This window comes from Sinomonas albida (assembly GCF_004919045.1).
Taxonomy (GTDB): Bacteria; Actinomycetota; Actinomycetes; order Actinomycetales; family Micrococcaceae; genus Sinomonas; species Sinomonas albida.
The window spans coordinates 185,506-209,901 of sequence record NZ_SWDW01000005.1; the positions used below are offsets into that span (position 1 = coordinate 185,506).

Genomic DNA, 24,396 nt, shown 5'->3' on the forward strand with positions numbered 1-24,396 from the left:
CTCATCCTCGCATGCCCCTCCGACAGCACAAGGGGCTCCGGCTACGCGGTGCCTGTGAGGGCTCCACGGGGCTCGCGTTAAGCTCGGAAGATGACTTCAGGAGGCAGGGACGCTGTGCTGCGCGTCGCCGTCGTGGGCGGTGGGCCCCGCGGCGCGTCCGCCGTCGAACGCCTCCTCGCGAACTGGGCCGTGCGCGGCGAGGCTCGGACGACGGCAGCGCGCGCCCACGGCGCGGACCGCACGACGGCGCCACTCGCCCCGCGCGTGAGCCGCGCCGAGAGACTCGAAATCACCGTATTCGACCCGTTCACCCCTGGTCCCGGCCGCGTCTGGAGGCCCGAGCAGCCGCGCGAGTTCCTCATGAACACGCCGTGCCTCTTCCCCACGATGATCCCCTCGGAACCCGACCTCGCCCCGCCGCTCGCGGGCGGGAGCTTCCTCGAGTGGCTCCGGGCGCGGCAGGCGGACGGCGCCGGGGACGGCGATGCCGACGCGCCGGCCGCGGAAGCCGAGCTCGCCACCGACGGGCTCACCGCCGTCGAGCGCGACGAGACGGCGACGCTCGGGGCCACCGACTACCCGCCGCGCGCCCTGTACGGCCGCTACCTCGCGGACACGTACCAGGCGGCGGTGGGCGCGGAGCCGGAAGGCGCGAGCGTGCGGCACATCCGGGCTGAGGTCGCACGCGTGGGGCGAACCCTGCACGGCTGGGCCGTCACGACCGCGGACGGGCGCGCGCGGGAGGCCGACGCGGTGATCCTCGCGCTCGGGCACGTCCCGTCCAAGCCCACGCGGGCGCAGCACGAGCTCGTGGACGCCGCCGCGCGGCTCGGACTCACCTACCTCCCGCCCTCCGCCCCCGCCGACGTCGACTGGGACGTGCTCCCGGCGGGGCGTCCCGTGCTCGTGCGGGGGATGGGCCTCAACTTCTTCGACGTGATGATCCGGCTCACCGAGGGCCGGGGCGGCCGGTTCAAGGAGGGAGCCGGCGGGCTCGAATACTTCCCCTCCGGCAACGAGCCGCGCCTCATCGCGGGGTCCCGCCGGGGAGTCCCCTATCGCGGCAAAGCGGATCTCGACTCCTACTACGCCCCCGACGTGAGGCTCCGCTGGCTCACCCGGGCTGCCGCCCTCGCTCCCCGCAAGGCGGGCCTCACGCCGTCGTTCGATGCGGACCTCTGGCCTCTCCTGCATCGCGACACGCTCTGGGCCTACTATTCGACGCTCGCCCGCACGGAGCCTGAGGCCGTCCCGCCGGGGTTCCTCGCCGAGCTCGAGGAGGCGCTCAACGTCCAAGACCCTTCGTGGGAGCCAAGTGCGGAGCGCGTCGTCGAGGCCCTGCCGGAGGGTCGGCGTCTGGACCTCCGGGGCCTCGGGGCCCCGTTCGTGGGCCGGCACTTCGACCGCCGCGCCGATCTCGACGAGCAGGTCCTCGCCTACCTCGACGCGGACGCGGCAGGTTCGGCGCGCGGACAGGACGACCCCCTCAAGATGGCCATCGCGGCGCTCCACCGCGGCCGCGCGGTGCTCAAGGAGGCCGTGGCCGACGGCGGCATCACCGAGGAGTCCTGGGTCGCCGGGCTGCGCGGCTGGTTCGAGGGCCTTGTTGAGGGCCTCGCGAGTGGGCCGCCATCAGTGCGCATCCGCCAGCTCGCCGCACTCCTCCGCGCTGGCGTGGTGAGCACGGTCGGGCCCGGGCCGCGCTTCAGTGTGGACCGCGGCGCGGGCTGCTTCGTGGCCGATTCGCCGTGGGTCGGCGGCCCGCCCGTCTACGCGGCGGCGATGGTCGAGGCGCTGGCGCCGGCCAACGTGGTGGGCGCCGCCGATTCGCCGCTCATCGAGAGTCTCCTCGCCGACGGGCTGGTGCGTCCCAAGTTCGTGGCCGGCGCGGATGGCGTCCCGCGCCCCGCGAGCGGCCTGGACGTGACGGCGCCGCCGTACCGGCCTCTCGACGTCAACGGCCACGCGGTCCGCGGGCTCCACGTGCTCGGGCTGCAGCTTTCCGCGGTGCAGTGGGGCACCGCGATCGCCGCCGAGGCCCACCCTTTCGGCGCGCCCGGGGAAGCGGACGACGGCGCGCCTTACCCGAGCGGGCAGCGCACCCTCCGCGACGCGGACCTCGCGGCGCGCGACATTCTGGGCCTGTAGGCGGCTGGGCTTTAGACGCTCAGGCATCAGGCCCACGCGGGGACGCGGCGCGCCGATCGCCGGCGGAAGGCTGGGGCTCGCGGCTCGCGGCTCGCCGGCCGCATGGCTCGCCGGACGCATCGCTCGACAGACGGAACGGGGCGGCGCCTCTCGGACGCCGCCCCGGACTGACTACCGCCGAGCGATTGCTGCTGGATCCCGACTACTCGGCGGGCTGCTCGCCGCCCTGGCCGAGGTCTTGGTTGATCAGGAAGACCGCGCCGAGCGGGTCCGCGAGGGTCGCCATGCGGCCGAACGGCGTGTCCTCCGCGCCGCGGATCACTTGGCCGCCGAGCTTCGCGGCGGCCTCGATCGCGGAGTCAGCGTTCTCGACGCCCCAGTAGATGTGCCAGTTGGACGGCACGCCCTCGGGCAGTTCGTTCGCCGCGTCCATGACCCCGGCCTTGGCGTCCATCCCTGCGCCGAGCGTCGTGTAGCGGAACTCGGGCGTATCGCTCATGACGTCCGTTTCCCAGCCGAGGGCGTCCTGGTAGAACTTGATGGTCGGCTCATACGCACGCGTGAAGTTCTCGAACCAGACCGGCGATCCGGGCTCCATGACCTTGCCGAAGCCGGTGTGGCCGAGGCTCTCCCACACGCCGAACGCGGCGCCGCCGGCGTCCCCGTACATTGCCATCCTGCCCTGATCTGGGACCTCCATCGGCGGGACGAAGACCTGGCCGCCGGCCGCTTCGATCTTCTGGGCCGTCGCGGCGATGTCGTCGGTGCTCAGGTACACGGTCCAGACGTCCGGCATCGACGCCTGCTCGGGCATCTTGCTCATGAGCCCGGCCACCTGCTCGCCGTCCTTCCACGCGGTGACGTAGCCGCCGTACGTTTCCTGGTCTGCCACTTCGTAGGTCCAGCCGAAGAGCTCGCCGTAGAAGGTCTTCGCCTTCTCGATATCGCTCGTCATGAGGTCGGCCCAGCAAGGGGCTCCTGAGGTGATCTCGGGCTTGGGCATGGCTGCTCCTTGGGTGGTGGTGCCTCGGTTGGCGGTGACTCATAGTGCTTCCAACGCTGCCGACGCTATTAGGCCCCACCGACAGTTTCAAGATGTGCCGCGACGCGCCGTCGTCAGCGCTCGCGGCGCGCCGGGAAGCCTGCCTTCGCGTCTCGCCCGCTGGGGCGCCAACGCGGTGAGTGAGCAGCAAACGTGGGTACTTTTCCGGTGCACCAACACCAACTGCTCGCTCACGCCAGCCTGTGGATAACTCGGCGGGCTCGAGGCGCAGAGATGGCTCAATGGAGAAGTACCGGATCGCGGTGCAGTACGACGGCGGCCATCACCTCACGCCGGAGCAGCAGCGGCTCGATGCGCTTCGGGCCCAGCGGTTGGCCGATGCCGGCTGGCGGCAGGTGATCATCACCAAACTGGACATGCGGCAGGGGGATGCCTTCGTCGTCGGCCGTATCGCGGAGGCGCTGCGACGGCAGGGGTGGGAGGATCCGCGGGGGTGAAACGGTGCCCGTTAAAGCGAGCGAGCAGCAGGCGTCGGTGTCATCGAGGGACACCCGCACCTGCTGCTCGCTCAGGCCCACCAAACGGGCCGTGAAGCGGAAGGTAAGGGATTTGAACCCTTGGTGCGGGGTTACCGCACACTGGTTTTCAAGACCAGCTCCATAGGCCGCTCGGACAACCTTCCCTGTGCCTTGTAGTGTTTCATAGGCATCAGACCTGACGAAACCGGCACCGGCGCGCCCGGGGAGGAAGCACGAATGAAGGCCGTCTACATCGCGGAACCCGGCGGGCCCGAGGGCCTCGAAGTCCGGGACGTCTCCGATCCCGTACCCGGCTCGGGAGAGGTGCTCATCGACGTCGTCGCCGCGGGCATCAACCGTGCCGACGTCCAGCAGCGCCGCGGCTTCTACCCGCCCCCGCCGGGCGTCTCCGAGGTTCCCGGGCTGGAAGTATCGGGTCGCATCGCGGCGTTCGGCCCCGACGTCGTCCGTCCCTTTTCGGTGGGGGACCGCGTCGTCGCGCTGCTCGCGGGAGGCGGGTATGCGGAGAAGGTCGCGGTGCCTGCCGAGCAGGTGCTGCGGGTGCCGGAGGGCGTGGACCTCGTCACGGCCGCGAGCCTCCCCGAGACGGCCGCGACCGTCTATTCGAACCTCGTCATGACGGCCCAGCTCCAGGCGGGGGAGCTCCTGCTCATCCACGGCGCGACCGGTGGCATCGGCACGATGGCGGTCCAGATGGCGAAGGCCTTCGGAGCCCGGGTCGCGGCGACGGCGGGCAGCGAGGAGAAGGTGAGCACCGCTCGTGCGTTCCTCGGCGTCGACGTGGCCATCAACTACAACGAGCAGGACTTCGTCGACGTGGTGCGCAACGCGACCGGCGGGCGGGGAGCGGACGTGATCCTTGACGTCGTGGGGGCGAAGTACCTTGAGCGCAATGTCGAGGCCCTCGCCCCGTACGGCCGGCTCATCGTCATCGGCCTGCAGGGCGGCGCGAAGGCCGAGCTCAACATCGGCACTCTCCTGACCAAGCGCGCGGCGATCATCGCCACCTCGCTCCGGCCCCGCCCCGTCGAGGAGAAGGGGATCATCATGGCGGCCGTCCGCGACCACGTGTGGCCCCTCATCGCGGACGGTCGGATCAAGCCGCTCGTGGACCGCACCTTCAGGCTCGCCGACGTCCAGCGGGCGCACGAATACTTCGATTCGGGCGAGCATGTGGGCAAGGTTCTGCTGACCACCTGAGCCACGGTCCGGCATTCGGCCCGCGCGGACCGGCGCGGCGTGCATGTGCGAGGATGGGCCACATGAGCGAAGCGCCCGGGAGCACTGCGCCAGACGGCGGCCAGAACGGCGAGCCCGTGGAGGGCATGACGATCGACGGCGCGCGGGCCGGCGCGGCGGGCGAGGGTCAGGCCGCGCACGGCCAGGAGCCCACGAACCGCCGCAAACCGAGTCTTCAGGAGCTCGTCGACGAGCCCGCGAAGGTCATGCGGATCGGCACGATGATCCGCCAGCTCCTCGAGGAAGTGAAGGGTGCACCGCTCGACGAGGCCGCCCGGAACCGACTCGCGGCGATCCACGAGCGTTCGATCGTCGAGCTCGAGGACGGCCTGGCGCCAGAGCTCGTCGCGGAGCTCCACCGCATCTCGCTCCCGTTCACGGACGACGTCGTCCCGTCCGAATCCGAGCTCCGCGTCGCGCAGGCGCAGCTCGTGGGCTGGCTCGAGGGTCTCTTCCATGGGATCCAGACCGCCATCGCCGCGCAGCAGGCGGCCCATCAGCTCGCGGCCGCGCAGGTCCAGCTCCGCCAGCTCCCGCCCGGGACCGTCGTGGCGCCCGGCGTTGTCATCGGCGAGAATGGCGAACCGCAGCGCGCTCCCCTGGGCGCCGACCAGCCTGGCCTCCGCCGCAACCACCCGGACGCGGACCACGGTCCGGGCCAGTATCTCTGAGCCTGCGAGTGGGGATTCTCGACAACGTCCTGCGCGGGCGGCGGGACGACGCCGAGCTGGGCAAGGGGCTGTGGCGGCGCGCGCACGATCGCTTCCAGCGCGGACTGGACCGCTACCACCAGGTCCTCGAGGGCGTGCAGGACGACGACGTCTACGCCGAGCTCCTCGTCATCGCGGACCGTCTCGCTGGCCTGCTGCCGCGCGTCCGGGCCGTGTGCATGACGTGCCAGCGCCTCGCGCCGAGCGATGGCTACGACGTGCCGGGCGGCTACGCAGACGTGCACCGCTCGCTGTCCAAGGCCGGGAACGCGCTCGCGACCACGGCGGAGGCGGCCGCGATGCTGAGCCTTGGGGCGGGGCCGGTGCCCATGGGGGCCCTTTCGGTCCAGCGGCGAGCCGCGACGGTGCTCGAGCAGGTCGAGGCGGCCGAGCGCTCGGTCGGCCTCTGACCTGGGGCTCGGCCGAGCCACGCCCCGCGCCGCGACCTCTCCCGGCGGAAGCCCCCGAACCTGCGCCATTCCCGCGGCCCGCGATATTCCGTGTTTCGCGCTCCGCGAAGCGCCAAGGAAACATCTGACAACTCGTCGGAAATCGGTACCGCGGATGGCAGGATAAGGCCCATGGCAACCACCGATTCTCTGACATCCCCTGTGCTCACCTTCCACGACGGCCGCACCATCCCGCAGCTCGGCTACGGAGTGTGGCAGGTCGAGGACTCCGTCGCTGAGCGCGTTGTCGGCGAGGCCTTCGAGGCTGGCTACCGCCACATCGACACCGCCGCGATCTATGGCAACGAGTCCGGCGTGGGCCGCGCCATCGCGTCCTCGGGGCTCGCCCGCGAGGACATGTTCATCACGACGAAGCTCTGGAACGCGGACCAGGGCGCCGGCAAGGTCGGGCCCGCGTTCGAGGCGTCGCTCGACAAGCTCGGCGTCGAGTACGTCGACCTCTACCTCATCCACTGGCTCCAGCCGAAGCGCGGCCTCTACGTCGAGACGTGGCAGGAACTCGTCAAGCTGCAGGCCTCGGGCCGGGCGCGCTCGATCGGCGTCTCCAACTTCACCGTCGAGACGATCCAGGAGATCGAGCGTGAGACGGGCGTCCTCCCCGTCATCAACCAGGTCGAGACCCACCCGTACTTCCCGCAGGCCGAGCTCCGCGCCTTCGAGACCTCCAGCGGCATCCTGCACGAGTCGTGGTCGCCGCTGGGCCAGGGCAAGGGCCTCCTCGAGGACCCGGTCCTCCAGGCCATCGCCGAGAAGCACGGCGCGACGCCTTCGCAGGTCGTCATCGCGTGGCACCTCGCGCTCGGCAACGTCGTGATCCCGAAGTCGGTCACGAGCGAGCGCATCGTCGAGAACTGGAGCTCGCTCGGCGTCGTCCTCGACTCCGAGGACCTCGCGGCGATCGCGCAGCTCGACAAGGGCGCCGCCGGCCGCATCGGCGCCGACCCCGCGCAGGCCGACTTCGCCTGAGCGGCTAGCGCGTAGAACACAACAGACGACGGCGGCGCCGTCCCTGACTCCGAAGGTCGCCTTGAGTGGGTGGGAACCCCGCAAGGTGACTCCAGGACGGAGGGGCGGCGCCGCCGTCGTCCGTCTGGCGGGATGACTCGCGGGAGGCGCCTTCCGCCTGCCCGCGCCCTGCGGCCCTCAGCCGGCCCCGCTCGTCAGGCCCCGTTCGTCAGGCCTCGGCGGCGTCGTCCGGTTCGGCCGCCCGCTCAGCCTCCCGCAGCGCGAGGGCGGCCCCGACCAGGCCCAGATGGCTGAACGCCTGCGGCATGTTCCCGAGCTGGCGCTCCGCGTGCGGATCCCACTCCTCGCTCAAGAGGCCCACGTCGTTGCGCAGCGTGAGCAGCCGCTCGAAGAGGTCGCGCGCCTCGTCGAGACGGCCGATCCCGGCGAGCGCCGTCACGAGCCAGAACGAGCACGCGATGAAGACGCCCTCGCCGCCCGGAAGGCCGTCGTTGCTCGCCTCGGGGCGGTAGCGCATCACGAAGCCGTCCGCGTGGAGCTCCCGCTGGACCGCTTCGATGGTCGCGATGACCCGCGGATCCGAGTACGGCAGGAAGCCGACGCGCGGGATGAGGAGCAGGCTCGCATCGAGCTCGTCCCAGCCGTATGCCTGCACGAAGTAGCCATGGTCGGGGTGGACGCCGTGCTTGAGGACGTCCGCGTGGATCTCGTCGCGCAGCGCGGCCCAGCGCTCTCGCGGGCCGTCGAAGCCGAACTCGTCGATGGCCTTGACCATGCGATCGGCCGCGACCCACGCCATGACCTTCGAGTACACGAAGTGCCGCTTGGGTCCGCGCATCTCCCAGAGCCCGTTGTCCTTGTGGCGCCAGATCTTCTCGAGGTGCTTCATGAGGGCGACCTGGACGTCCCACGCGGCGTCCGTGTGCTTCCCGAGGTTTGCGCGGGTGAGCGCGAGGCCGTCGATGACCTCGCCCCAGACGTCGAGCTGAAGCTGGTCCGCCGCGGCATTTCCGTCGCGCACCGGGCGCGAGGACTCGTAGCCCGGGAGCCACTCGAGCTCGAACTCGGGGAGGCGGCGCTTCCCGGTGATGGAGTACATGATCTGGAGGTCCGCGGGATCGCCGGCCACGGCGCGCAGGAGCCAATCGCGCCACGCCTTCGCCTCCTCGGTGTAGCCGGCCTCGAGGAGGGATTCGAGCGTGAGGGAGGCGTCGCGCAGCCAGCAGAAGCGGTAGTCCCAGTTTCGGGGGCCGCCCACCCATTCGGGGAGCGACGTGGTGGGCGCGGCGACGATGGCCCCGGTGGGCTCGTAGATCATCGCCTTGAGGGCCACCAGCGAGCCGCGCACCGCGTCTTCGTACGGGCCGTCGATGCAGCATCGCTGGGACCACTTGGTCCAGAAGTCGGTGGTCTTCTCGAGCGAGACCTCGGCGTCGGTCTGCGGCTTGTAGGGGACGTGGCTCGGCATCCACGTGAGCACGAACGGAATCCGTTCGCCCTCGCTGACCTCGAACTCGCTCACGGTGCGAAAGTGCTTGCCCTCGAGCGGCGCGGTCGTGCTGAGGTAGGCCGAATCGGGCCCCGCAACGGCGTGGAGCACGCCCTTGTGGCGGCGGACCCACGGGATGACGTGCCCGTAGTCGAAGCGGAGCGCGAGCTCCCCGCGCATGGACACCTTGCCGCTCACGCCTTCGACGATCCGCACGACGTCGATCACGTCCTCCCGCGGCGGCATGAAGTCGAGGATCCGCACGGTTCCGGTCTCGGTCTCCCACAGGGTCTCGAGCACGAGGGTGTCGGGCAGGTACCGCCGCGACGTGCATTCGCCGCCGCCCGCAGGAGCCAGGAGCCACCGGCCGTTGTCCGGCGTCCCGAGGAGCGAGGCGAAGCACGAGGGCGAGTCGAAATGGGGTAGGCAGAGCCAATCGATGGACCCGTCTCGCGCGACGAGGGCGGCCGTGTGAAGGTCGCCGAGGAGCGCATAGTCTTCTATCCGCGACATGTGCGCACCCTACCAACTTCGGCTCGGCGTACGCTGGCTGCATGAGCCGGGAGCCAGACGTCGTCTCCTCGTGGGCCTCGACGCCGGCCATCCGCAAGACGATGCTCGGGAACCGGTCCCGCGACACCGCGCCCGAGCTCTTGGTCCGCCAGGCCGTCCACGCGATGGGACTGCGCTACCGGGTCGCGTACCGGCCGGAGCCGGCGCTGCGGCGCACGGCGGACCTCGTGTTCACGCGGGCGCGGGTCGCCGTGTTCATCGACGGCTGCTACTGGCACGGATGCCCCGAGCACTACATCGAACCGAAGCGCAACGTGGACTACTGGCGGCCCAAGATTGCGCGCAACCGCGCGCGCGACGAAGAGACGACGGAGGCCCTCACCGAGCGCGGCTGGCGTGTGCTGCGCTTCTGGAGCCACGAGGACCCGGCGGCCGTCGCGCTGCAGATCCGACACGCCGTGATTGGGAACGGGCTGGACGGGTAGGGGTCCTGTACCCGAATCAGGAGGTCTCAGTTCTGTCCGCAGTTTCAGCTGCCGTTCACGATCGCGCGGCCTTTCACTGGCCGCGAACCAAGGGAGATGGTGCCATGGCTCTCGGGGGCCGGCTGGCACTCCGACGGATTCTCGTCACGGGCGAGGACCCGGAACTGGCAGGACGCCTGGGCACCGTCTTCGAACGGTGCGGGGCGTTGCTCGAGGTCGAGCCAGCAGGCTCGGCGGACGGGACCCGCATCGCGCGCTCTGCGGCGAGGAGCCTCGGCGGGCTCGACGTGCTCGTCAATACGGGGCCGGTGGTCATCCCCGAAGTCGGGACGCGGCCGTCCGACATCCGCAGCGGCGTGGAGCGCGCGCTCGAGCGCTCGATGGCCCTCCTCGTGACCACGACCGAGGCGGCGCTCCCGGCCATGGGTGCCGGCGCGAGCATCATCAACACCGCCGGATTCTCGGCGCAGGGCCCCGTGCTGAGCCGTAGCCAGGAGGCGCTCAAGACGGCGGTCGTCGAGACCACTCGCGGGTGGGCGCACGCGCTCGGACCCCGGGGCGTGCGCGTCAACGCCGTGGTGGGCGGCCCCCGGTGGGATCCCCTCCTCGAGGCGGGGCTCGATCACGGCCAGCGACCAGAAACCCTCACGGACGAGGAAGAGCTCGACGCGTTTGTGTACCTCGCGTCCACGGAGTCGAGCCTCCTGTCCGGCTCGGTTCTGGCCGTGGCCCGCGCGCTGAGGCCGGAAGAGCTCGCGCCCTCCCGCCGCTAAGCGGGTTCTTGGACTCCCGCCCTACCGTTCAGTACGGCGTCGAGGACCGCTCGCGCCGTGGCGTCCCAGCCCGGAAGGACGGGCCGCGCCGCGCGCGCGGCGGCGCGCCACGCGTCGCACAGGGCGCGATCCGTGAGCCACGCGCGCAGGGCCTGCTCGAGCACGTCGGCGGACCGGAGGGCGGCGGCCGCGCCGGCCAGCCCCTCTCCGCCGGCGATCGAGAGTCCGAGCGCCTCCTCCGCACCGGTGCCCGCCGCGACGAGCGCGGGGACGCCGTGCGAGAGCGAGTCCACGACCGTGAGCCCGAAGGTCTCGCTCGCGCTCGGCAGGACGCTCAGGTCCGCGGCGAGCCACTGGTCTTCCAGCTCGGCACCGGAGAGCTCTCCCGTGATCGTGACCCGCGGGGCCAGCGGCGGCAGCGACGCTGCCTGCCGAACCTGCCGTGCGTACGAGGCGTCGGCGCGGTCGGAACCGATGAGGACCGCGTTCCACGGGACGTCGACGAGCCGCTCGAGCGCTTCGAGGAGGATGAGCTGGCCCTTGCCCGGCAGGAGCGCGGCGACGCACACGATGCGCGCGGGACGGGACCCATGCGCCTCCGCGGCGGTCTCGGCCCCGGGACGGGCGACGGCGGCGCTCACCCCATACCGCTGGGTGAGGCGGCGCGCGGAGAACTCGCTCGGCGCGAGGACGCCCGTGGCGATCGTGAGGGCCGCGCGTTCGAGGCCCCCGAGGCGCGCCGCGTCAGGGGTGCCCGACGGCGCCAGGTCCACGAGGGACGAGTGGACGAGGACCCACACGGCGACCCCAGCGCGCTCCGCCTCGCGGAGCTCGTCGGGGCAGCCGAGACCGACCAGGCCGTCGACGATGGCTGCGCCGCCGCCGTCGGCCGCAATGCCCCTGAGGAGAGCCGAAAGCGCCGCCCGATCCGCGGCGCTGCCCTCCGGCCACGCGCCGGGTGCGACGTGCTCGCGCACGTCGACGCCGAGTTCACGCAGCCCCGCCATGAGCCGCTGGTTGTAGGTGGTCCCGCCCGACCGCCAGCCGAACGCGCCCGGTCCGACGACGTCGATCCTCGTGGCCGGGCGGGGAGTCACGGCAGATCCAGGCTGTAGCCGGCCCACGCGTCCGGGTTCTCCCGGAGCACGACCGAGACGCCAACAATCCGAGTCCCGCGCGAGGCCGCGAGCCGCTCGGCGACCCCTTCCGCGATGTGGCGCGCCAGAGCCTCCGTGGTCGTGAGGCGCCCCTCGAAGTCGGGGTGCTCATCGAGATTGCGATACCGGAGGCCGTCGAGGACCTCGCCCAGCATCCCCGACAGGAGCCCGATGTCCAGGACGGTCGCGTTCTCGTCGAGTTCGCGGGCGCGGACGGTGAGCTCGGCTACGAACGTGGCCCCGTGGAGCCCCTGCGCGGGCCCGAAGGCCGGGCGCGGCAGGCTGTGCGCGACCATGACGTGGTCACGGACGGTCAGCGTGTACATGGTCCTCCTCGGCACCGGGGTAGCGGATCACGTGGCAGGGCCCGTCGAGCACGCCCGAGGCGAGGGCTTCGGCGTCGCGCGGCAGGTCGGCGAAGTCGGTGGGTCCGCTCAAGAACTGGTCGAAGACGGGGTCGGTGAGCAGCTGGAGCGCGAGGCCGAGCCGCTCGGAGCGCGTGCGGCGGTGACGGCGTGCCAGCGCAATATTGCCGACTTGGCTCGAGCGCAGCGCGAGGCGCCGGGCGTGGAAGTCGGCACCCAAGGGGATCGAGACGGGCTGCTCGCCGTACCAGGACAGCTCGAGGACCTCGCCGTCGTCGCCGGCGAGCTCGAGGCTCCGGGCCAAGCCCTCCGCGTGCGCGGAGCAGTGCACCACGAGATCGCAGTCGTCGAGCGCCTCGTCGGGCAGCGCGAAGTCGACGCCGAGGGCGTCGGCGAGCGACGCCTTGCCGGGTTCGCGGTCCACCGCTTGCAGGCGCTCGAGCGGGAAGCGCCTCAGGAGCGCGAGCACCGCACCGCCCACGAGCCCACAGCCGACGACGGCGATGCGGTCGCCGAGGCGGGGCGCCGCGTCCCACAGGGCGTTGACCGCGGTCTCGACGGCGCCGGCGAGGACCGCGCGCTGCGCGGGGACGCCGTCGGGGATGACCGCAAGCTCGGCGACCGGGACGACGTACCTGTCCTGGTGCGGGTACAGGCAGAAGACCGTGCGCCCGCGCAGCTCGTCGGGCCCGTCCTCGACGACCCCCACCGAGAGGTAGCCATACTTCACCGGGCACGGGAAGGAACCCTCCTGATGCGGCGCCTGCATGAGCCCGGCAACCCGCGGTGGAACGTGATTGGCAAGCACCACGCTCTCGGTCCCGCGGCTGTACCCCGAATAGAGCGAACGCACGAGCGCCGCGCCCTCGCCGGGCTCGGGGAGCGACTCAGTCCGTAGCTCGCCCTCGCGGGGACCGGTAACCCAGTAGGCCGTTGCGAATCGGCCGCCGTCCGTCTGATTCATGGCTTCACCGCCAGATCGATCGCCGGGCCGGGAGGTCCTGTCGACTCCCTGCTGCGAACATTGTCCTCGCCGCCCTCGGGGCAGTGGAACCGCTCACGGTCTCCCGGTGATTCCGTCCGTGAGCCGTTCGTTGATTCACCTTCCGTGGCGCCCAGTCCCCCCGGTCTCGCATGCAGCCTCCGTTTCGCCGCGACCCTTGTCTGCGTGGGGGGTACCCAGCCCGAGGCCGCGTAAACGCCGGGCTGTACGTTTCTACCCCCGCCGGGTATAGACAGAACGGTCTGTCTAGCCGTAGCGTCCAGAGAGTCAGAATATATAGACAGAACGGTCTGTCTATTCGGAGCGGTGAATTCGCGGATTCCACGCAGTTGAACGGCCAGTCCCACATCGACGCAGGCGAGAAGGAGACCCGTACATGACGAGCGTTGAAGAAGAGCGGCGCGTGGCTCAGCCACGGACAGCCGCCCATGACGCGAACCCCGTTCTCGAGGCGCGCGCAGCTGGAGGCACCACCTTTGAAGATCTGGCCAGCGATGTGGCCTCTCCGGAGACGGCGGCCCGAGCCCAGGAGGCCGGCGATCTGGCGATCGAGTATCTGGGAGTCGCCGATGCGCTCGCGAAGCGCTTCCGTTGCCCCGGTCACGATCCGGACGATCTTCGCCAGGTGGCCCGCCTGGGCCTGATCAAGGCGGCCAATCGGTACCGCCAGGACCAGGGCCACGGATTCGTCCCCTATGCCGTGCCCACCATCACGGGCGAGCTCAAGCGCTATCTGCGGGACCAGTCGTGGGTCGTTCGGCCGCCGCGCGGGATCCAGGAGCTCCGGCTCAAGGTCAACGCTCTGCGTCCCCGGCTCGCGCAGCACCTCGGGCACGAGCCCTCAACGAGGGAGCTCAGCGCGGAGCTCGCGCTTCCCGTTGAGGATGTCGCGGAGGCCCAGATCGCGGATGCCTCGATGGTGGCGGATCCGATCGAGCACGCCGATGCGTCCGAGGATCCTGTGGAGCGGCGGCTCAATGTCGTCGTGGCCGAGGAGGAGCCCGGCTATGAGCGCGTCGAGTCGATGCAGGCTCTCGCCGATGCGCTCGTGGGAGCGTCGGCGGAGGACTACGAGCTCCTCCACCTTCGCTTCGTGAAGGAACTCACGCAGGATGAGATCGCGCGCGAGCTCGGCGTGAGCCAGATGCAGGTCTCGCGCCTGCTGCGCCGGCTCCTCGGGAGGCTCCGCCGTCGTATGGCGGCGTGAGCCCGCCGGGTCCATCGCTCCTCCGCGGCCTCTCGGGGTCGCGTCCGCTCGGGACTCGCCCCGCCGAGCCGCGATGTGTGTGAAGACTTCCCCAGCGGGAAACACTCCTGTACGCGAAGAAGGCGGCGCCGCGGCGCGGTGCTGCCCCGATCATCGCTAGGAGGATCATGTCCGAGCCAAAGACTGGAATCTCTGCAACTACGCTCCCGCCGGAGGAGCGGCCCGAGCCGTCGCCTGATCCGATCCCGGGTCTCCCGCCGGAACAGCCTGAACCCGGCCGCGGTCCCGACAGCCCGCCGCGCGACCCCTCGACGCCGCCGCTACCGCCGGACCCGTCGGTTCCGCCCGGTCCGCCCATTCCGCCGCTCTGAGATGAGGAGGAGTCATGCCGGAACGAGACGTGCCACCGAGCATCAAGGACCCCGAACTGTACGAGGAGCTCCGTGATGACGGAGCGTCCAAGGAGAAGGCCGCGCGGATTTCGAACGCAGCGGCGAAGCAGGGCCGCGACAAGGTAGGCCGCCGCGGCGGCCACGCCGAGGACTACGAGGAGCGGACCGTGGGGGAACTGCGGGATCGCGCCAAGGAGCTGGGGATCAAGGGGTATTCGTCCCTTCGGAAGTCCGAGCTCATCGATGCCCTCAGGAATCACTGAGAATCCGCCGGAGGGCCGGCGGCGCGGAATCTACCGCCGCCGCGAGACCTACGCCGAGAAGCTGGACCGGAACTGGTCGGAGATCCTCCAGGAGCTCCGAATCCTCCAGACCGGCCTCCAGCTCATCGCGGGCTTCCTCATGACCCTGCCGTTCCAGGCCCGATTCACCGTGCTCGACGCCTACGCGACGTGGCTCTACGTCGCGATGGTCGTCACGGCCGCGACCGCGCTCACGGTCGTCCTCATGCCGCTGGGGGTCCACCGCCGACTGTTCAGGCATCAGGTGAAGAACCGGCTCGTCGCGAGCGGGACCTGGGCCGCCAAAGTCGGTTTGGGCCTCGCCGCAGTCCTGATCGTCGGCACCTCGGCGCTCATCTTCGATGTCGTCCTGGGCCGTTGGCAGGCGTGGGCCATCGGGGGCACGCTCGCGGTGCTGTGCCTCGTCATGTTCCTCGGGGTGCCAGCCGCTGTGGCTCGCACCCCCGAAAATGGGCTCCCCGCCGAGCCCGAAACCACGCATGGCGACACCGACAGCGAGAATCAGTGACGTCGCGCTCACCAGCCGGTGGTGCCCCTCGCTGAGGCCGTCCCGCGACCGGGTCCTGTGGACCGATAGAACGTGAGCTTCCGGTTGATTTTGACCCCCAGTCTGTGACCTTATGTGCCCTTTACAGCATGGGTTTGGTGGCGTCTACTGGAAGAGGCCAGCGGCTTCGGGCGCCGGCGCGAAAGCACCGACCACCACCCCACTGACCGGCTCCTCCGGGAGTCCGGGGGAGCGGATTGATGGGAGGGAGTAACTCAATGAAGAAGTGGATGCGCTGGGAAGACTACGTCGCAGGAGTCTGCGGTCTGGTCGCCGCGTTGTCGGTGATCGTGACCATGCCCTCGGCGGCCGCGACGTCTCTCATGCTCGTCTTCGGCATCCTGCTAATCGCAACGGCCGTCCTCAACCTGTCCATGCCGGGCACACCGTGGCTCGAGTACGCACAGGCGGCCGTCGGCGTCCTGCTGTTCATCTCCCCGTGGATCGGTAACTACACCGGATCCGCCGGAGCGGCTTGGACGTCCTGGATTGCTGGGCTGATCGCCGCGGTCGTGACAGCGGCGGCCATCCGGCCGAGCATCGACACGCATCGCAAGATGATGCCCTCGCACTAGAAAAAGAGTTAGTCCACAACGGCCGCGGCGTCCTGAGGCGTCGCGGCCGTTTCGTGCTCACGGGGCAGGCGGAGCCGCCTCAGGCCGGGCGCACCGCGAGCCAGCGGAACTCCTGCGGCGGGACGGTCAGGCCGTCTGCGATCCGCACCGTTTCCTGCGTGAGGAGGTCGACGGCGTCGCCCTCGAGGCCCGAAAGCGTCGTCGCGTCGACGTGCTCGGGTGAGTCCGCGAAATTCGCGAGGGCGAGGACGGCGCCGTCGTCCGCTGGGCGCTGGTAGCCGAGCACGTGCGGACTGTTCGTCTCGAAGTCGATGAGGCGATTGCCGGCGAAGGCGGGCGTCTTCGCCCGCACCGCGAGCATCGCGGTGAGGCCCGCGAAGATCGCGCCGGCGGGCGTGCCCGGATCGTCGCGGTCGGCATAGCACTCGGCGGGATAGCGCGGGCGGTGGACCCACCGGCTGTCCTGCTCATGCCCCGGCTCGTCCGCGTAGCTGTAGTCGTTGAGCTGCCCCACCTCGTCGCCCAGATAGATGAGCGGGATGCCGCCCGTGCTGATGGCGATCGAGTGCGCGAGCAGCACACGGCGGATCGAGTCCGGCGAGCCGGACTCGAGGCCGCAGAGCGAGGCCGTGGTGCCGGAGATACGACAGTCGCCGGTACGCGGGTTGTCCTGGAACGCGACGCCGCGCGCGAAGCTTCCGGGGAAGCGGTTCACGTAGAAGCTGTTGAGGAACCGGCGGTGGTCGTAGCCGTTGATCCCGAGCTCGGCGGCCTCTTCGTCGGCGAAGGTCCACCCGATGTCGTCATGGCTGCGAACATAGTTGACCCACGCCGTTCCGTCGGGGAGGTTGTGGCGGCGCTTGAGCGCCTGCGCGAGGAGGGAGGCGTCCCGCGTCGCGAGGGCCTCCCACGTGAGGGCCATCTCAAGGGGGTTGTAGGAGAGCTGGCATTCGGCGGGGTCGATGTACTGGACCACCTCATCCGGATGCACGATCGCCTCCGACTTGAAGAGGAGCGACGGCGCCGCGAGGCGGCACACTGCGTTGAACGCGCGCAAGAGCTCGTGCGCCTCGGGCAGACTCTCGCACGCCGTGCCGAGCTGCTTCCAGATGAAGGCGACCGCGTCCATGCGCAGGATCTCGACGCCCTGGTTCGCGAGGAAGAGCATCTCTGCGGCCATCGCGCGGAAGACGGCGGGGTTCGAGTAGTTGAGGTCCCACTGGAACGTGTGGAACGTGGCCCAGACCCAGCGCCCGTCGGCAAGCTGCACGAACGAGCCCGGGTGGTTGTCGGGGAAGATCTCGCGGACCGTGCGCTCGTAGGCGTCCGGCATGGTGCGGTCCGGGAAGATCCAGTAGTAGTCCTCGAACTCGGGGTCGCCGGCCGCGGCCCGCTGGGCCCACGCGTGCTCGTCCGACGTGTGGTTGAAGATGAAGTCCACCACGAGGCTGATGCCGTTCTCCCGCAGCTCGCTCGCGATCTCGCGAAGCTCAGCCATGGTGCCGAGCTTCGGGTCGACGTCCCGGTAGCTCGAGACCGCGTAGCCGCCGTCCGAGTTCGGCTCCGGCGCGAGGAAGAGCGGCATGACGTGCAGGTACGTGAGGCCGAGCTCGCGGAAGTACGGGATGCGGTCTCGGAGGCCCGCGAGGCTTCCCGCGTAGCGGTCCACGTAGCAGACGCCGCCGAGCATCTCCCGCGACTGGTACCAGTCGGGCTCCGCCTCGCGCCGCGCGTCGAGCGACTTGAGTTCCGCCGGTCGGACCCGCCACGACTTCGCGCACTCGACGACGAGGGCAGCGAGCTGCTCGAGCCAGTCCTCCCGACCGCCGTACAAGGATCGGAACAGCCTCTCGAGGTCCGGGAAATGGCGGTCGAAGCGGGCGCCGAAGTCGGCCCACTCCGCTCCGCGCGTCAGCCCGGGATCCGCGTCCAGGGCGGCCAAGACGCGATGACGGGGTTCCTGCTCGGTACTCGCGCTCTCCCGCACGTGACCCTCCTCGGCGTTGGCTCCCGCGATCGGTGTGATGCGTGCCACATACGTTACTTGCGTGCCGTCGAGACCGCGACCTCAAGAGGTGCGCGTAACTGGGAGCGGGCGCGGTGTCAGGTTAACGCAAAAGGTGTTTTGCCATAACGATGGGTGCCACAGGCTTAAACCGACTTCGGCGCGGTTTTATTGGCCTGTCATATTCGATAAAATTCGTGACGATTGTGCCAAGCGCATGACGAGTGCCGAACGAAGGGACCGAAATGTTTGATCGGGCACGTGACAGCAGGCGTGCAGCCGGGGCGCCGCGCCTGCGGAGCGCTTGGCGAGCAGCGGCGTCTTTCGCCGTCGCCCTCGTTGCCGTCGTGGCACCTCCGGCGACGTCGGCGCTCGCGGCGCCCGGCGTCGTCGTCCCTGCTGCGGCACCCGCGGCGGTGCAGCCGGCTCTGAGCTACCCCCAGCGCACGGCGCAGATCGGGATCACGCTCGTGACGCTCAGGACGCGAGACCAGCCGAACGCGACGTATGACACGACGGCCCTTCAGAACGCGTTCAACACGGCCAACACCTACTGGCAGACCATGTCCGCGGGACACATTTCCCTGCACCTGGATTCGCTCTCGAGCCTCTCGACGAACCAGGTCGCGTCCAACGATGAGTTCTCGACGATCATCAACGCGGTCGCGACCCAGCTGAACTGGACCGATGCGCCCAACAAGGTGCTCATGCTCGTGGACCCGAACCAGAACGTCACGGTCAACGGTTCGCCGACGGCCCTCGGCGTGACGTGGTCCATCGGCAACGAGAGCGGGCGCGTGATGCTCGCGCAGCCCTCGCAGTTCACGCCGCCGGTCATGACCCACGAGCTGGGCCACATCCAGGGCCTCGGCCATGCCAACACGCTCGAGTGCACGGACGGGCGTCCCGACTCGAGGATCGTCAACGGCGCGTTCGCCGACGCCTCCTGCAGGTCGAAGGAATACGGCAACAACACGGACGTCATGGGGATCTCGCAGTACAACGAGCCCTACCTCGATTCCGTGCTGTACCAATTCGGCGGCTACGGGAACGGAAACGAGATCGCCGACGTCGGCACGGCCGGGCAGCCCGCGACCTACACGCTCACGCCGTGGGCCGGGACCGGCGCCAATCGCGCCGTCAAGTTCCAGGATCCGGTGACCGGGGAGGAGTACTACCTCCAGTACAAGGCGCCCGTGGGCTACGACGCCCCGACCGCCGTGAACGGCAATCAGGGCATCCAGATCATCAAGACGAGCATCGACCCCACAGAGTCCGTCCTCATCCCGCCGAACACGTTGCCGGACAGCAACTACTACAGGTACAACCTGTCGTGGCAGGCCGGCCAGACCTTCACGACGGACGGCGGCACCCAGGTCCAGATCACGGCTGTGAACGCGAACTCCGCGACGGTCCAGCTCACGGCGGTGGGCGCGGTCCTCGGCCCGCAGATGGACGCCAAGGCGGCGCAATGGGGGCTCGGCAGCGCGACCGGTCCCGTGACGGCTATCCGCAACGGCGGCTATTACCGCAACTACCAGAACGGCGCGGTCATCTCGACGCCCGCGAACGGCCTCATGGTCTCCCGCGGCGCCATCCGGAGCGTCTGGGGAGGGCTCGGCTACGAGAACGGGCCGCTCGGCTACCCCACGACCGATGAGGTCAGTGGGCTGCGCAACAGCGGCGTCTACCAGAACTACGAGGGCGGGGCCATTGTCTTCACCCCCAGCACCGGGGCGCACTCCTCGATGGGGGTGATCCGCCAGCGTTGGCAGCAGCTCGGCTTCGAGACCGGCGTGCTCGGCTACCCGACCACGGAAACGATCGGGGGGCTGCGCAACGGCGGTTCGTACCAGAACTACGAGAACGGTGCCATCATCGCGGCGCCCTCGGGCGCCTACGAATCGTATGGGCCCATCCGTCAGGTGTGGCAGCAGTTCGGCTTCGAGGCCGGTGCGCTCGGCTATCCGACCAGCTACGTCACGTCCGGCCTCGTGAATGGAGGCTCGTACCAGAACTACGAGGGCGGAGCCATTGTCTCCGCTCCCGCGGCGGGCACACACGAGTCGATGGGGCCAATCCGGCAGACCTGGCTGCAGCTCGGCTCCGAGGCGGGTGCGCTCGGGTATCCGACGAGCGGGATCGTTGGCGGGCTCCGCAACGGCGGCTCGTACCAGTCGTACCAGAACGGGGCGGTCGTCTCCTCGCCCACCGCAGGGACTCATGAGTCCCTCGGCGCGATGCGCCAGGTCTGGCAGCAGCTCGGCTTCGAGTCCGGCGTCTTGGGCTACCCGACGAGCGGGATCGTGGCGGGCCTCGTGAACGGCGGCTCGTACCAGAACTACGAGGGCGGCGCGACGATCACCTCGCCGGCCACCGGGGCCCACGAGTCCTACGGTCCGATCCGGGCGCTGTGGCAGAAGCTCGGCTTCGAGACCGGTGAGCTCGGGTATCCGACCAGCGGGATCGTGGCGGGCCTCGTGAACGGCGGCTCGTACCAGAACTTCCAGAACGGGGCGATCGTCTCCTCGCCGACCGCGGGGACGCATGAGTCCCTCGGCGCGATGCGCCAGGTCTGGCAGAAGCTCGGCTTCGAGACCGGGGTCTTGGGCTATCCGACGACCGGGATCGTGACCGGACTCAAGAACGGCGGCTCGTACCAGAACTACGAGGGCGGCGCGACGATCACCTCGCCGACCACGGGCGCTCACGAGTCGTACGGCCCGATCCGCACCGCGTGGTCCTCGACGGGCTTCGAGGCCGGCCGTCTCGGGTACCCGACCTCGGGCATCTACTCGATCCCCGGCGGCACCGAGCAGGACTTCCAGGGCGGCCACATCACGCTCGTCAACGGGACCACGACGATCATCTACTCGTAGCCTGCGAGGCTGCGCGCGGCGGGGTCCGCCGGTCGCACGCAACCTCTGCCACAGCCGCCTCTCCGTGCTGATTTTGCACGGAGAGGCGGCTGTCGGCTTTAAAGGCTCCAATATTCCCCGAGTTTGGGACCTTCGGCGCTGGGTAACGGTTCGAAGTCGGAATGCGCGGTATAGCCCGCGCATCAGTCCGTTTGCTGTGATTCCGCACGAGGGATCACCTCGCGCCGCCGGAGGTTTCGCACGCTTTCCGGTGGCGCCTCACAATATCGAGCAAAATTCGCTCAATACCCGCCCCAACACGGATGGAGGTTCCCGTGGACGGCAAAGCAAAACTCGCAACTGTTCTCATTGCCGGATATCTGCTCGGCAGGACCAAGAAGATGAAGCTCGCCCTGACAGTGGCCAGCGCCATCGGCGGCAGGCAGCTATTCCAACACAGGGATGACTTGATTGGCCGGGCCACCAAGCTGCTCGACTCCTCTCCCGGTGCGCAGAAGATCGCCAGCCAGCTCACCACGACGCTTGTCGACGCAGCCACCGGTGCCGCCGTTGCCGCTGCATCGAAGGGCATCAGCTCGCTCAGCGACAATCTGCTCGACCGGGCAGAGAAGCTGCGCGAGCCGAAGGCCGTCGAGTCGGGCGCGGACGAGGAGCCGCGCGACGCGGACGAGCCGGACGTGCCCGAGGACGAGGACGACGAGACCCAGACGGAGCCCGAGGATTCCGCGGATGAGGCCGAAGAGGAGCCTGAGGATTCCGCGGACGAGACCGAAGAGGAGCCCGAGGACTCCGCAGAGGAGCCCGAGGAAGAGCCTGAGGAGGAGCCCGAGAAGCCGGCGCGCCGCCAGTCTTCTCGCAGCACCTCAAGCTCCCGGACGGCTTCGGGGTCGGGATCGCGCGGAGGCTCGCGCAGCACGACGTCGACTCGGCGCAGCACGAGCCGGGCCCAGGGCTCGTCCTCAAAGTCGACCAAGAAATCGTCGTCCGCCTGAGTCGCCAGCAGAAGGAGGCACGCCATGGAGGCAAAGAAGAGCTCCGGTTCCGTGCTGGAGAAGCTCGGTCTGGACGACCTGAAGGACGCCGCAGGCGACTACGGCATGTCCTTGGTCAACAACGGCATCGGCAAGGTCAGCGAAGGGATCGAGGGCCTGACCGATCGGCTTACTGACTACGCCGACGGCAAATCGCCCAGCATCAAAGGGAAGGCCGCCGGCGAGGGCCTGAAGGCGAAGCTCAAGGGCAAGAGCCCGGCGCTCGCGTCCGTGGGCGGGGCATTGTCCGGCGTCAAGGACAAGATCAAGGACACCGTTTCCGCAGGCGCGGAGGCGATCACGGGAGGTGGAAAGGGAAGCCGCCAGCAGAAGCTCGTGAATCTCGTCGAATGGGTCGATGTGGGGGTTCCCGTGAGGGTCGCCTACAACCAGTGGACCGAATTCGAAGAGTGGTCCGACTTCATGAAGAAGGTCCACAACGTCGACAGCGATCTGGACGACGCGAAGGTCGAGTTCAAGGGCCAGGTCTTCCTTTCGCACCGCACGTGGGAGTCGACCATCAAGGAGATGGTCCCCGACGAGCGGATTGTCTGGAAGTCGAAAGGCCAGAAGGGCCATCTGGACGGCTCGGTGACTTTTCACGAGGTCGCCCCGAGGCTGACCCGGATCTGCGTGGTGGTCGAGTACTACCCGCAGGGATTCTTCGAGAAGACCGCCCAGATCTGGCGTGCCGTGGGCCGCCGGGTCCGCGTCGAGCTCAAGCGGTACGTGCGGCACGTCATGACGTCCACGATCCTCAACCCGGACGACGTCGAAGGCTGGCGCGGCGAAATCCGCGACGGCGAGGTGGTCCGCACCCATGACAAGGTCGTGGACGAGGAAGCGCAACAGTCGTCTGAGGACGAGTACGACGACGAGGGCGCCGACGACGAAGACCGTGGCGACGAAGACCGTGACGACCAGTACGACGACGGCGAGGACGACGAGTACGAGGACGAGCCCGCCGAAGACGAGTACGACGACGAGGAGGCCGAGGACGAGTACGACGACGAGGCCCCCGAAGACGAAGAAGAAGACGAAGACGACGAGGCCCAGGACGACGAGGACGACGAGGAAGACGAGGACGAGGACGACCGCGACGACGGCACTGACGATCGCGGCTCTGACTCCGAGGACGGGCGTCCCGCTAAGTCCCGGCCCAAGCCCCGGGCACGGGCCCGGGCAGGGAGGAGCAAGGCATGAGCAGCACCTCGACGCAGGCCCGCGGGGGCTATCTGGATCGGCCCCATTCGAGCTCGCTGGCTGACGTTCTCAACGTCATCCTCGACAAAGGGCTCGTCATCGACGCTTACGTCAGGGTCTCCCTGGTGGGGATCGAGGTGCTCACGATCGATGCCCGCATCGTGATTGCCAGCGTCGACACCTATCTTCGTTTTGCCGAGGCGACCAACCGCTTGGACCTCACGAGGCAGGGCGGCAAGGGGCTACCGGACATGATCGGTGACATGCAGGAGGACGGCGCCAGCAAGAAGACCAAGGGCATGCTGACCGGCGCGAAGGAAGCGCTGATCGGCAAGAAGGACGACGAGGACGACGACGAGGAGCAAGCCTCGCGTCCCCGTCGCCGCCGGAACGACAGCGGATAGCGACAAGGAGTCCCCATGAGCCTTTACGTCTACGGCGTTATGCCGAATTCTGCCACCGTTCCGACGGTCGCCGGCGTGCAGGGAGAGACGCTGACAACGTTCGCCTCTGACGGCCATACGGCACTCATCTCGTCCCTCGACGGGGCGCAGGAGATCGGCACTCCGGACAATCTTCTGGCCCACAGCGCTGTCCTGGATCGCGTCGCGGCCGAGGGTGCGGTGCTGCCGATGGTCTTCGGAACCGTCGTCCCGGACGAGGACGCTCTCGTGGAACAGGTCCTCGCCCCGCGCGCTGACCTCTTCGAAGAGCACTTCGCGAGGGTAGGAGACGCCGCGCAGTTCACGCTGCAGGGCCGGTTCGTCCGTGAGCAGGTTCTGGCCGAGCTCGTCGACGAGGAACCAGAGATCGCGGCGCTCAGCCGGACGATCTCCGGGACGTCGGAGGACGAGACCCGAGAGGAGAGGATCCGCCTCGGTGAACTCGTGGTCAACGGGCTCGAGCGCAAGGCCGCGGGCGAGGCGGACCCCATCCGTGCCGCCGTTGCCCCGTTCGCTCTCGAGGTGGTCGAGCACGAGCCCGGCCAGGCGGACGACGTGATCGAGCTCGCCCTGCTCGTGGAGCGGAGGAGGCAGGCGGAGTTCGAGCGGGCTGCCGAAGACCTGGCTCGGCAACTCGCGGGCCGCGTGACGCTTCGCCTGCTCGGCCCCCAGGCCCCGTACGACTTCGTCAGCGGGGCGTGATGGGACTCATCTCAGGGATCCTCGGCCTCCCGCTCGCACCCGTCAAGGGTGTGGCGTGGGTGGCCGAGCGTCTCGCTGAGGAGGCGGAGCGCCGGTACTACGATCCGGCGGCCATCCGGCGGCAGCTCGAGGACGTGGCCGAGGCAAGGCGCCGCGGAGACCTTCCGGAGGAGGAAGCGGCGGCCCTCGAGCGTGAACTCGTGGCTCGCCTCCTCGAAGGCAAGAACCGCAGGGGCTGAAAGGAGTACTG

At 69.4% G+C, this 24,396-nt stretch carries 24 protein-coding genes and 1 tRNA gene; 18 read left to right on the forward strand and 7 right to left on the reverse strand.

Going from position 1 to position 24,396, the window contains the following annotated elements; genetic code table 11:
• The first annotated feature begins 90 nt into the window (after positions 1–90).
• Positions 91–2,148 (forward strand): FAD/NAD(P)-binding protein, encoded by a 2,058-nt coding sequence (locus E6A26_RS06805; RefSeq protein WP_136610427.1) that lies wholly within the window; start codon positions 91–93, stop codon positions 2,146–2,148.
• A gap of 202 nt (positions 2,149–2,350) precedes the next feature.
• Here the strand turns inward: E6A26_RS06805 and E6A26_RS06810 are convergent, their stop codons facing one another.
• Entirely contained in the window at positions 2,351–3,151 is an 801-nt protein-coding gene (locus E6A26_RS06810; protein ID WP_136610428.1) for a VOC family protein, read from the reverse strand.
• A 281-nt stretch (positions 3,152–3,432) separates the two neighbouring features.
• On the opposite strand from E6A26_RS06810, the gene E6A26_RS06815 reads away from it, so the two are divergent.
• Positions 3,433–3,648 (forward strand): hypothetical protein, encoded by a 216-nt coding sequence (locus E6A26_RS06815; RefSeq protein ID WP_136610429.1) that lies wholly within the window; start codon positions 3,433–3,435, stop codon positions 3,646–3,648.
• 97 nt (positions 3,649–3,745) lie between these two features.
• Here E6A26_RS06815 and E6A26_RS06820 read toward each other — a convergent pair.
• Positions 3,746–3,833: transfer RNA gene (locus E6A26_RS06820), tRNA-Ser, on the reverse strand.
• 73 nt (positions 3,834–3,906) lie between these two features.
• On the opposite strand from E6A26_RS06820, the gene E6A26_RS06825 reads away from it, so the two are divergent.
• The 4 genes from E6A26_RS06825 to E6A26_RS06840 all read left to right on the forward strand — a co-directional run bounded on the left by E6A26_RS06825 (position 3,907) and on the right by E6A26_RS06840 (position 7,075).
• Complete coding sequence (locus E6A26_RS06825; protein ID WP_136610430.1) at positions 3,907–4,890, forward strand: NAD(P)H-quinone oxidoreductase; 984 nt, start codon at positions 3,907–3,909, stop codon at positions 4,888–4,890.
• 62 nt (positions 4,891–4,952) lie between these two features.
• The gene (locus E6A26_RS06830; protein WP_234865162.1) at positions 4,953–5,600 is read left to right on the forward strand and encodes a bacterial proteasome activator family protein; all 648 of its coding nucleotides are present in this window, start codon (positions 4,953–4,955) and stop codon (positions 5,598–5,600) included.
• Positions 5,601–5,608: 8 nt separating this feature from the next.
• Positions 5,609–6,049 (forward strand): hypothetical protein, encoded by a 441-nt coding sequence (locus tag E6A26_RS06835; protein ID WP_136610431.1) that lies wholly within the window; start codon positions 5,609–5,611, stop codon positions 6,047–6,049.
• A gap of 171 nt (positions 6,050–6,220) precedes the next feature.
• Positions 6,221–7,075: an aldo/keto reductase gene (locus tag E6A26_RS06840; protein ID WP_136610432.1), complete on the forward strand. Its 855-nt coding sequence runs from the start codon at positions 6,221–6,223 to the stop codon at positions 7,073–7,075.
• Positions 7,076–7,283: 208 nt separating this feature from the next.
• On the opposite strand, the gene E6A26_RS06845 is transcribed toward E6A26_RS06840, so the two are convergent.
• A complete protein-coding gene (locus E6A26_RS06845; RefSeq protein WP_136610433.1) occupies positions 7,284–9,077 on the reverse strand; it encodes a glycoside hydrolase family 15 protein in 1,794 nt (597 codons plus the stop codon).
• 41 nt (positions 9,078–9,118) lie between these two features.
• On the opposite strand from E6A26_RS06845, the gene E6A26_RS06850 reads away from it, so the two are divergent.
• Together E6A26_RS06850 and E6A26_RS06855 are read left to right on the forward strand one after the other, a co-directional pair.
• A complete protein-coding gene (locus E6A26_RS06850) occupies positions 9,119–9,562 on the forward strand; it encodes a very short patch repair endonuclease (RefSeq protein ID WP_136610434.1) in 444 nt (147 codons plus the stop codon).
• Between the two features lie 104 nt (positions 9,563–9,666).
• Entirely contained in the window at positions 9,667–10,335 is a 669-nt protein-coding gene (locus E6A26_RS06855; RefSeq protein ID WP_136610435.1) for an SDR family oxidoreductase, read from the forward strand.
• Here E6A26_RS06855 and E6A26_RS06860 read toward each other — a convergent pair.
• The 3 genes from E6A26_RS06860 to E6A26_RS06870 are packed head-to-tail and all read right to left on the reverse strand — an operon-like array spanning position 10,332 to position 12,821.
• On the reverse strand, positions 10,332–11,432 hold the full coding sequence (locus E6A26_RS06860; protein WP_234865164.1) for a glycosyltransferase family 4 protein: 1,101 nt from the start codon (positions 11,430–11,432) through the stop codon (positions 10,332–10,334). The two genes, E6A26_RS06855 and E6A26_RS06860, sit on opposite strands and share 4 nt — an antisense overlap.
• Positions 11,429–11,818, reverse strand: coding sequence for a 6-pyruvoyl trahydropterin synthase family protein (locus tag E6A26_RS06865; RefSeq protein ID WP_136610436.1), 390 nt, complete (start codon positions 11,816–11,818; stop codon positions 11,429–11,431). Before E6A26_RS06865 ends, E6A26_RS06860 begins: the two co-directional genes overlap by 4 nt.
• Positions 11,796–12,821, reverse strand: a complete 1,026-nt coding sequence (locus E6A26_RS06870; RefSeq protein WP_136610437.1) for a zinc-dependent alcohol dehydrogenase — start codon at positions 12,819–12,821, stop codon at positions 11,796–11,798. The genes E6A26_RS06865 and E6A26_RS06870 overlap by 23 nt, the downstream gene beginning before the upstream one ends.
• Positions 12,822–13,236: 415 nt before the next feature.
• Here E6A26_RS06870 and E6A26_RS06875 point away from each other — a divergent pair, with 415 nt between their 5' ends.
• From E6A26_RS06875 to E6A26_RS06890, 4 genes are all read left to right on the forward strand, one after another.
• Positions 13,237–14,067, forward strand: a complete 831-nt coding sequence (locus E6A26_RS06875; RefSeq protein WP_136610438.1) for a sigma-70 family RNA polymerase sigma factor — start codon at positions 13,237–13,239, stop codon at positions 14,065–14,067.
• 385 nt (positions 14,068–14,452) lie between these two features.
• A complete protein-coding gene (locus tag E6A26_RS06880) occupies positions 14,453–14,722 on the forward strand; it encodes a Rho termination factor N-terminal domain-containing protein (protein ID WP_136610439.1) in 270 nt (89 codons plus the stop codon).
• A complete protein-coding gene (locus tag E6A26_RS06885) occupies positions 14,703–15,269 on the forward strand; it encodes a DUF6328 family protein (RefSeq protein ID WP_211128991.1) in 567 nt (188 codons plus the stop codon). Before E6A26_RS06880 ends, E6A26_RS06885 begins: the two co-directional genes overlap by 20 nt.
• A 257-nt stretch (positions 15,270–15,526) precedes the next feature.
• On the forward strand, positions 15,527–15,883 hold the full coding sequence (locus E6A26_RS06890) for an SPW repeat protein (protein WP_136610440.1): 357 nt from the start codon (positions 15,527–15,529) through the stop codon (positions 15,881–15,883).
• A 79-nt stretch (positions 15,884–15,962) separates the two neighbouring features.
• On the opposite strand, the gene E6A26_RS06895 is transcribed toward E6A26_RS06890, so the two are convergent.
• Entirely contained in the window at positions 15,963–17,870 is a 1,908-nt protein-coding gene (locus tag E6A26_RS06895; RefSeq protein WP_136610519.1) for an amylosucrase, read from the reverse strand.
• A gap of 365 nt (positions 17,871–18,235) precedes the next feature.
• On the opposite strand from E6A26_RS06895, the gene E6A26_RS06900 reads away from it, so the two are divergent.
• The 6 genes from E6A26_RS06900 (at position 18,236) to E6A26_RS06925 (ending at position 24,385) form a co-directional block, all read left to right on the forward strand.
• Positions 18,236–20,767, forward strand: coding sequence for a M12 family metallo-peptidase (locus tag E6A26_RS06900; RefSeq protein ID WP_168928692.1), 2,532 nt, complete (start codon positions 18,236–18,238; stop codon positions 20,765–20,767).
• Between the two features lie 314 nt (positions 20,768–21,081).
• A complete protein-coding gene (locus tag E6A26_RS06905) occupies positions 21,082–21,759 on the forward strand; it encodes a hypothetical protein (protein ID WP_136610442.1) in 678 nt (225 codons plus the stop codon).
• Between the two features lie 24 nt (positions 21,760–21,783).
• Positions 21,784–23,001 carry an SRPBCC family protein gene (locus E6A26_RS06910; RefSeq protein ID WP_136610443.1) on the forward strand — a complete coding sequence of 406 codons (1,218 nt, stop codon included), beginning with the start codon at positions 21,784–21,786 and terminating at the stop codon, positions 22,999–23,001.
• Complete coding sequence (gene gvpJ / locus E6A26_RS06915) at positions 22,998–23,405, forward strand: gas vesicle protein GvpJ (protein ID WP_136610444.1); 408 nt, start codon at positions 22,998–23,000, stop codon at positions 23,403–23,405. Before E6A26_RS06910 ends, gvpJ begins: the two co-directional genes overlap by 4 nt.
• A gap of 15 nt (positions 23,406–23,420) precedes the next feature.
• Positions 23,421–24,146, forward strand: coding sequence for a GvpL/GvpF family gas vesicle protein (locus E6A26_RS06920; protein WP_136610445.1), 726 nt, complete (start codon positions 23,421–23,423; stop codon positions 24,144–24,146).
• On the forward strand, positions 24,146–24,385 hold the full coding sequence (locus E6A26_RS06925; protein ID WP_136610446.1) for a gas vesicle protein GvpG: 240 nt from the start codon (positions 24,146–24,148) through the stop codon (positions 24,383–24,385). The genes E6A26_RS06920 and E6A26_RS06925 overlap by 1 nt, the downstream gene beginning before the upstream one ends.
• Positions 24,386–24,396 lie beyond the last annotated feature (11 nt).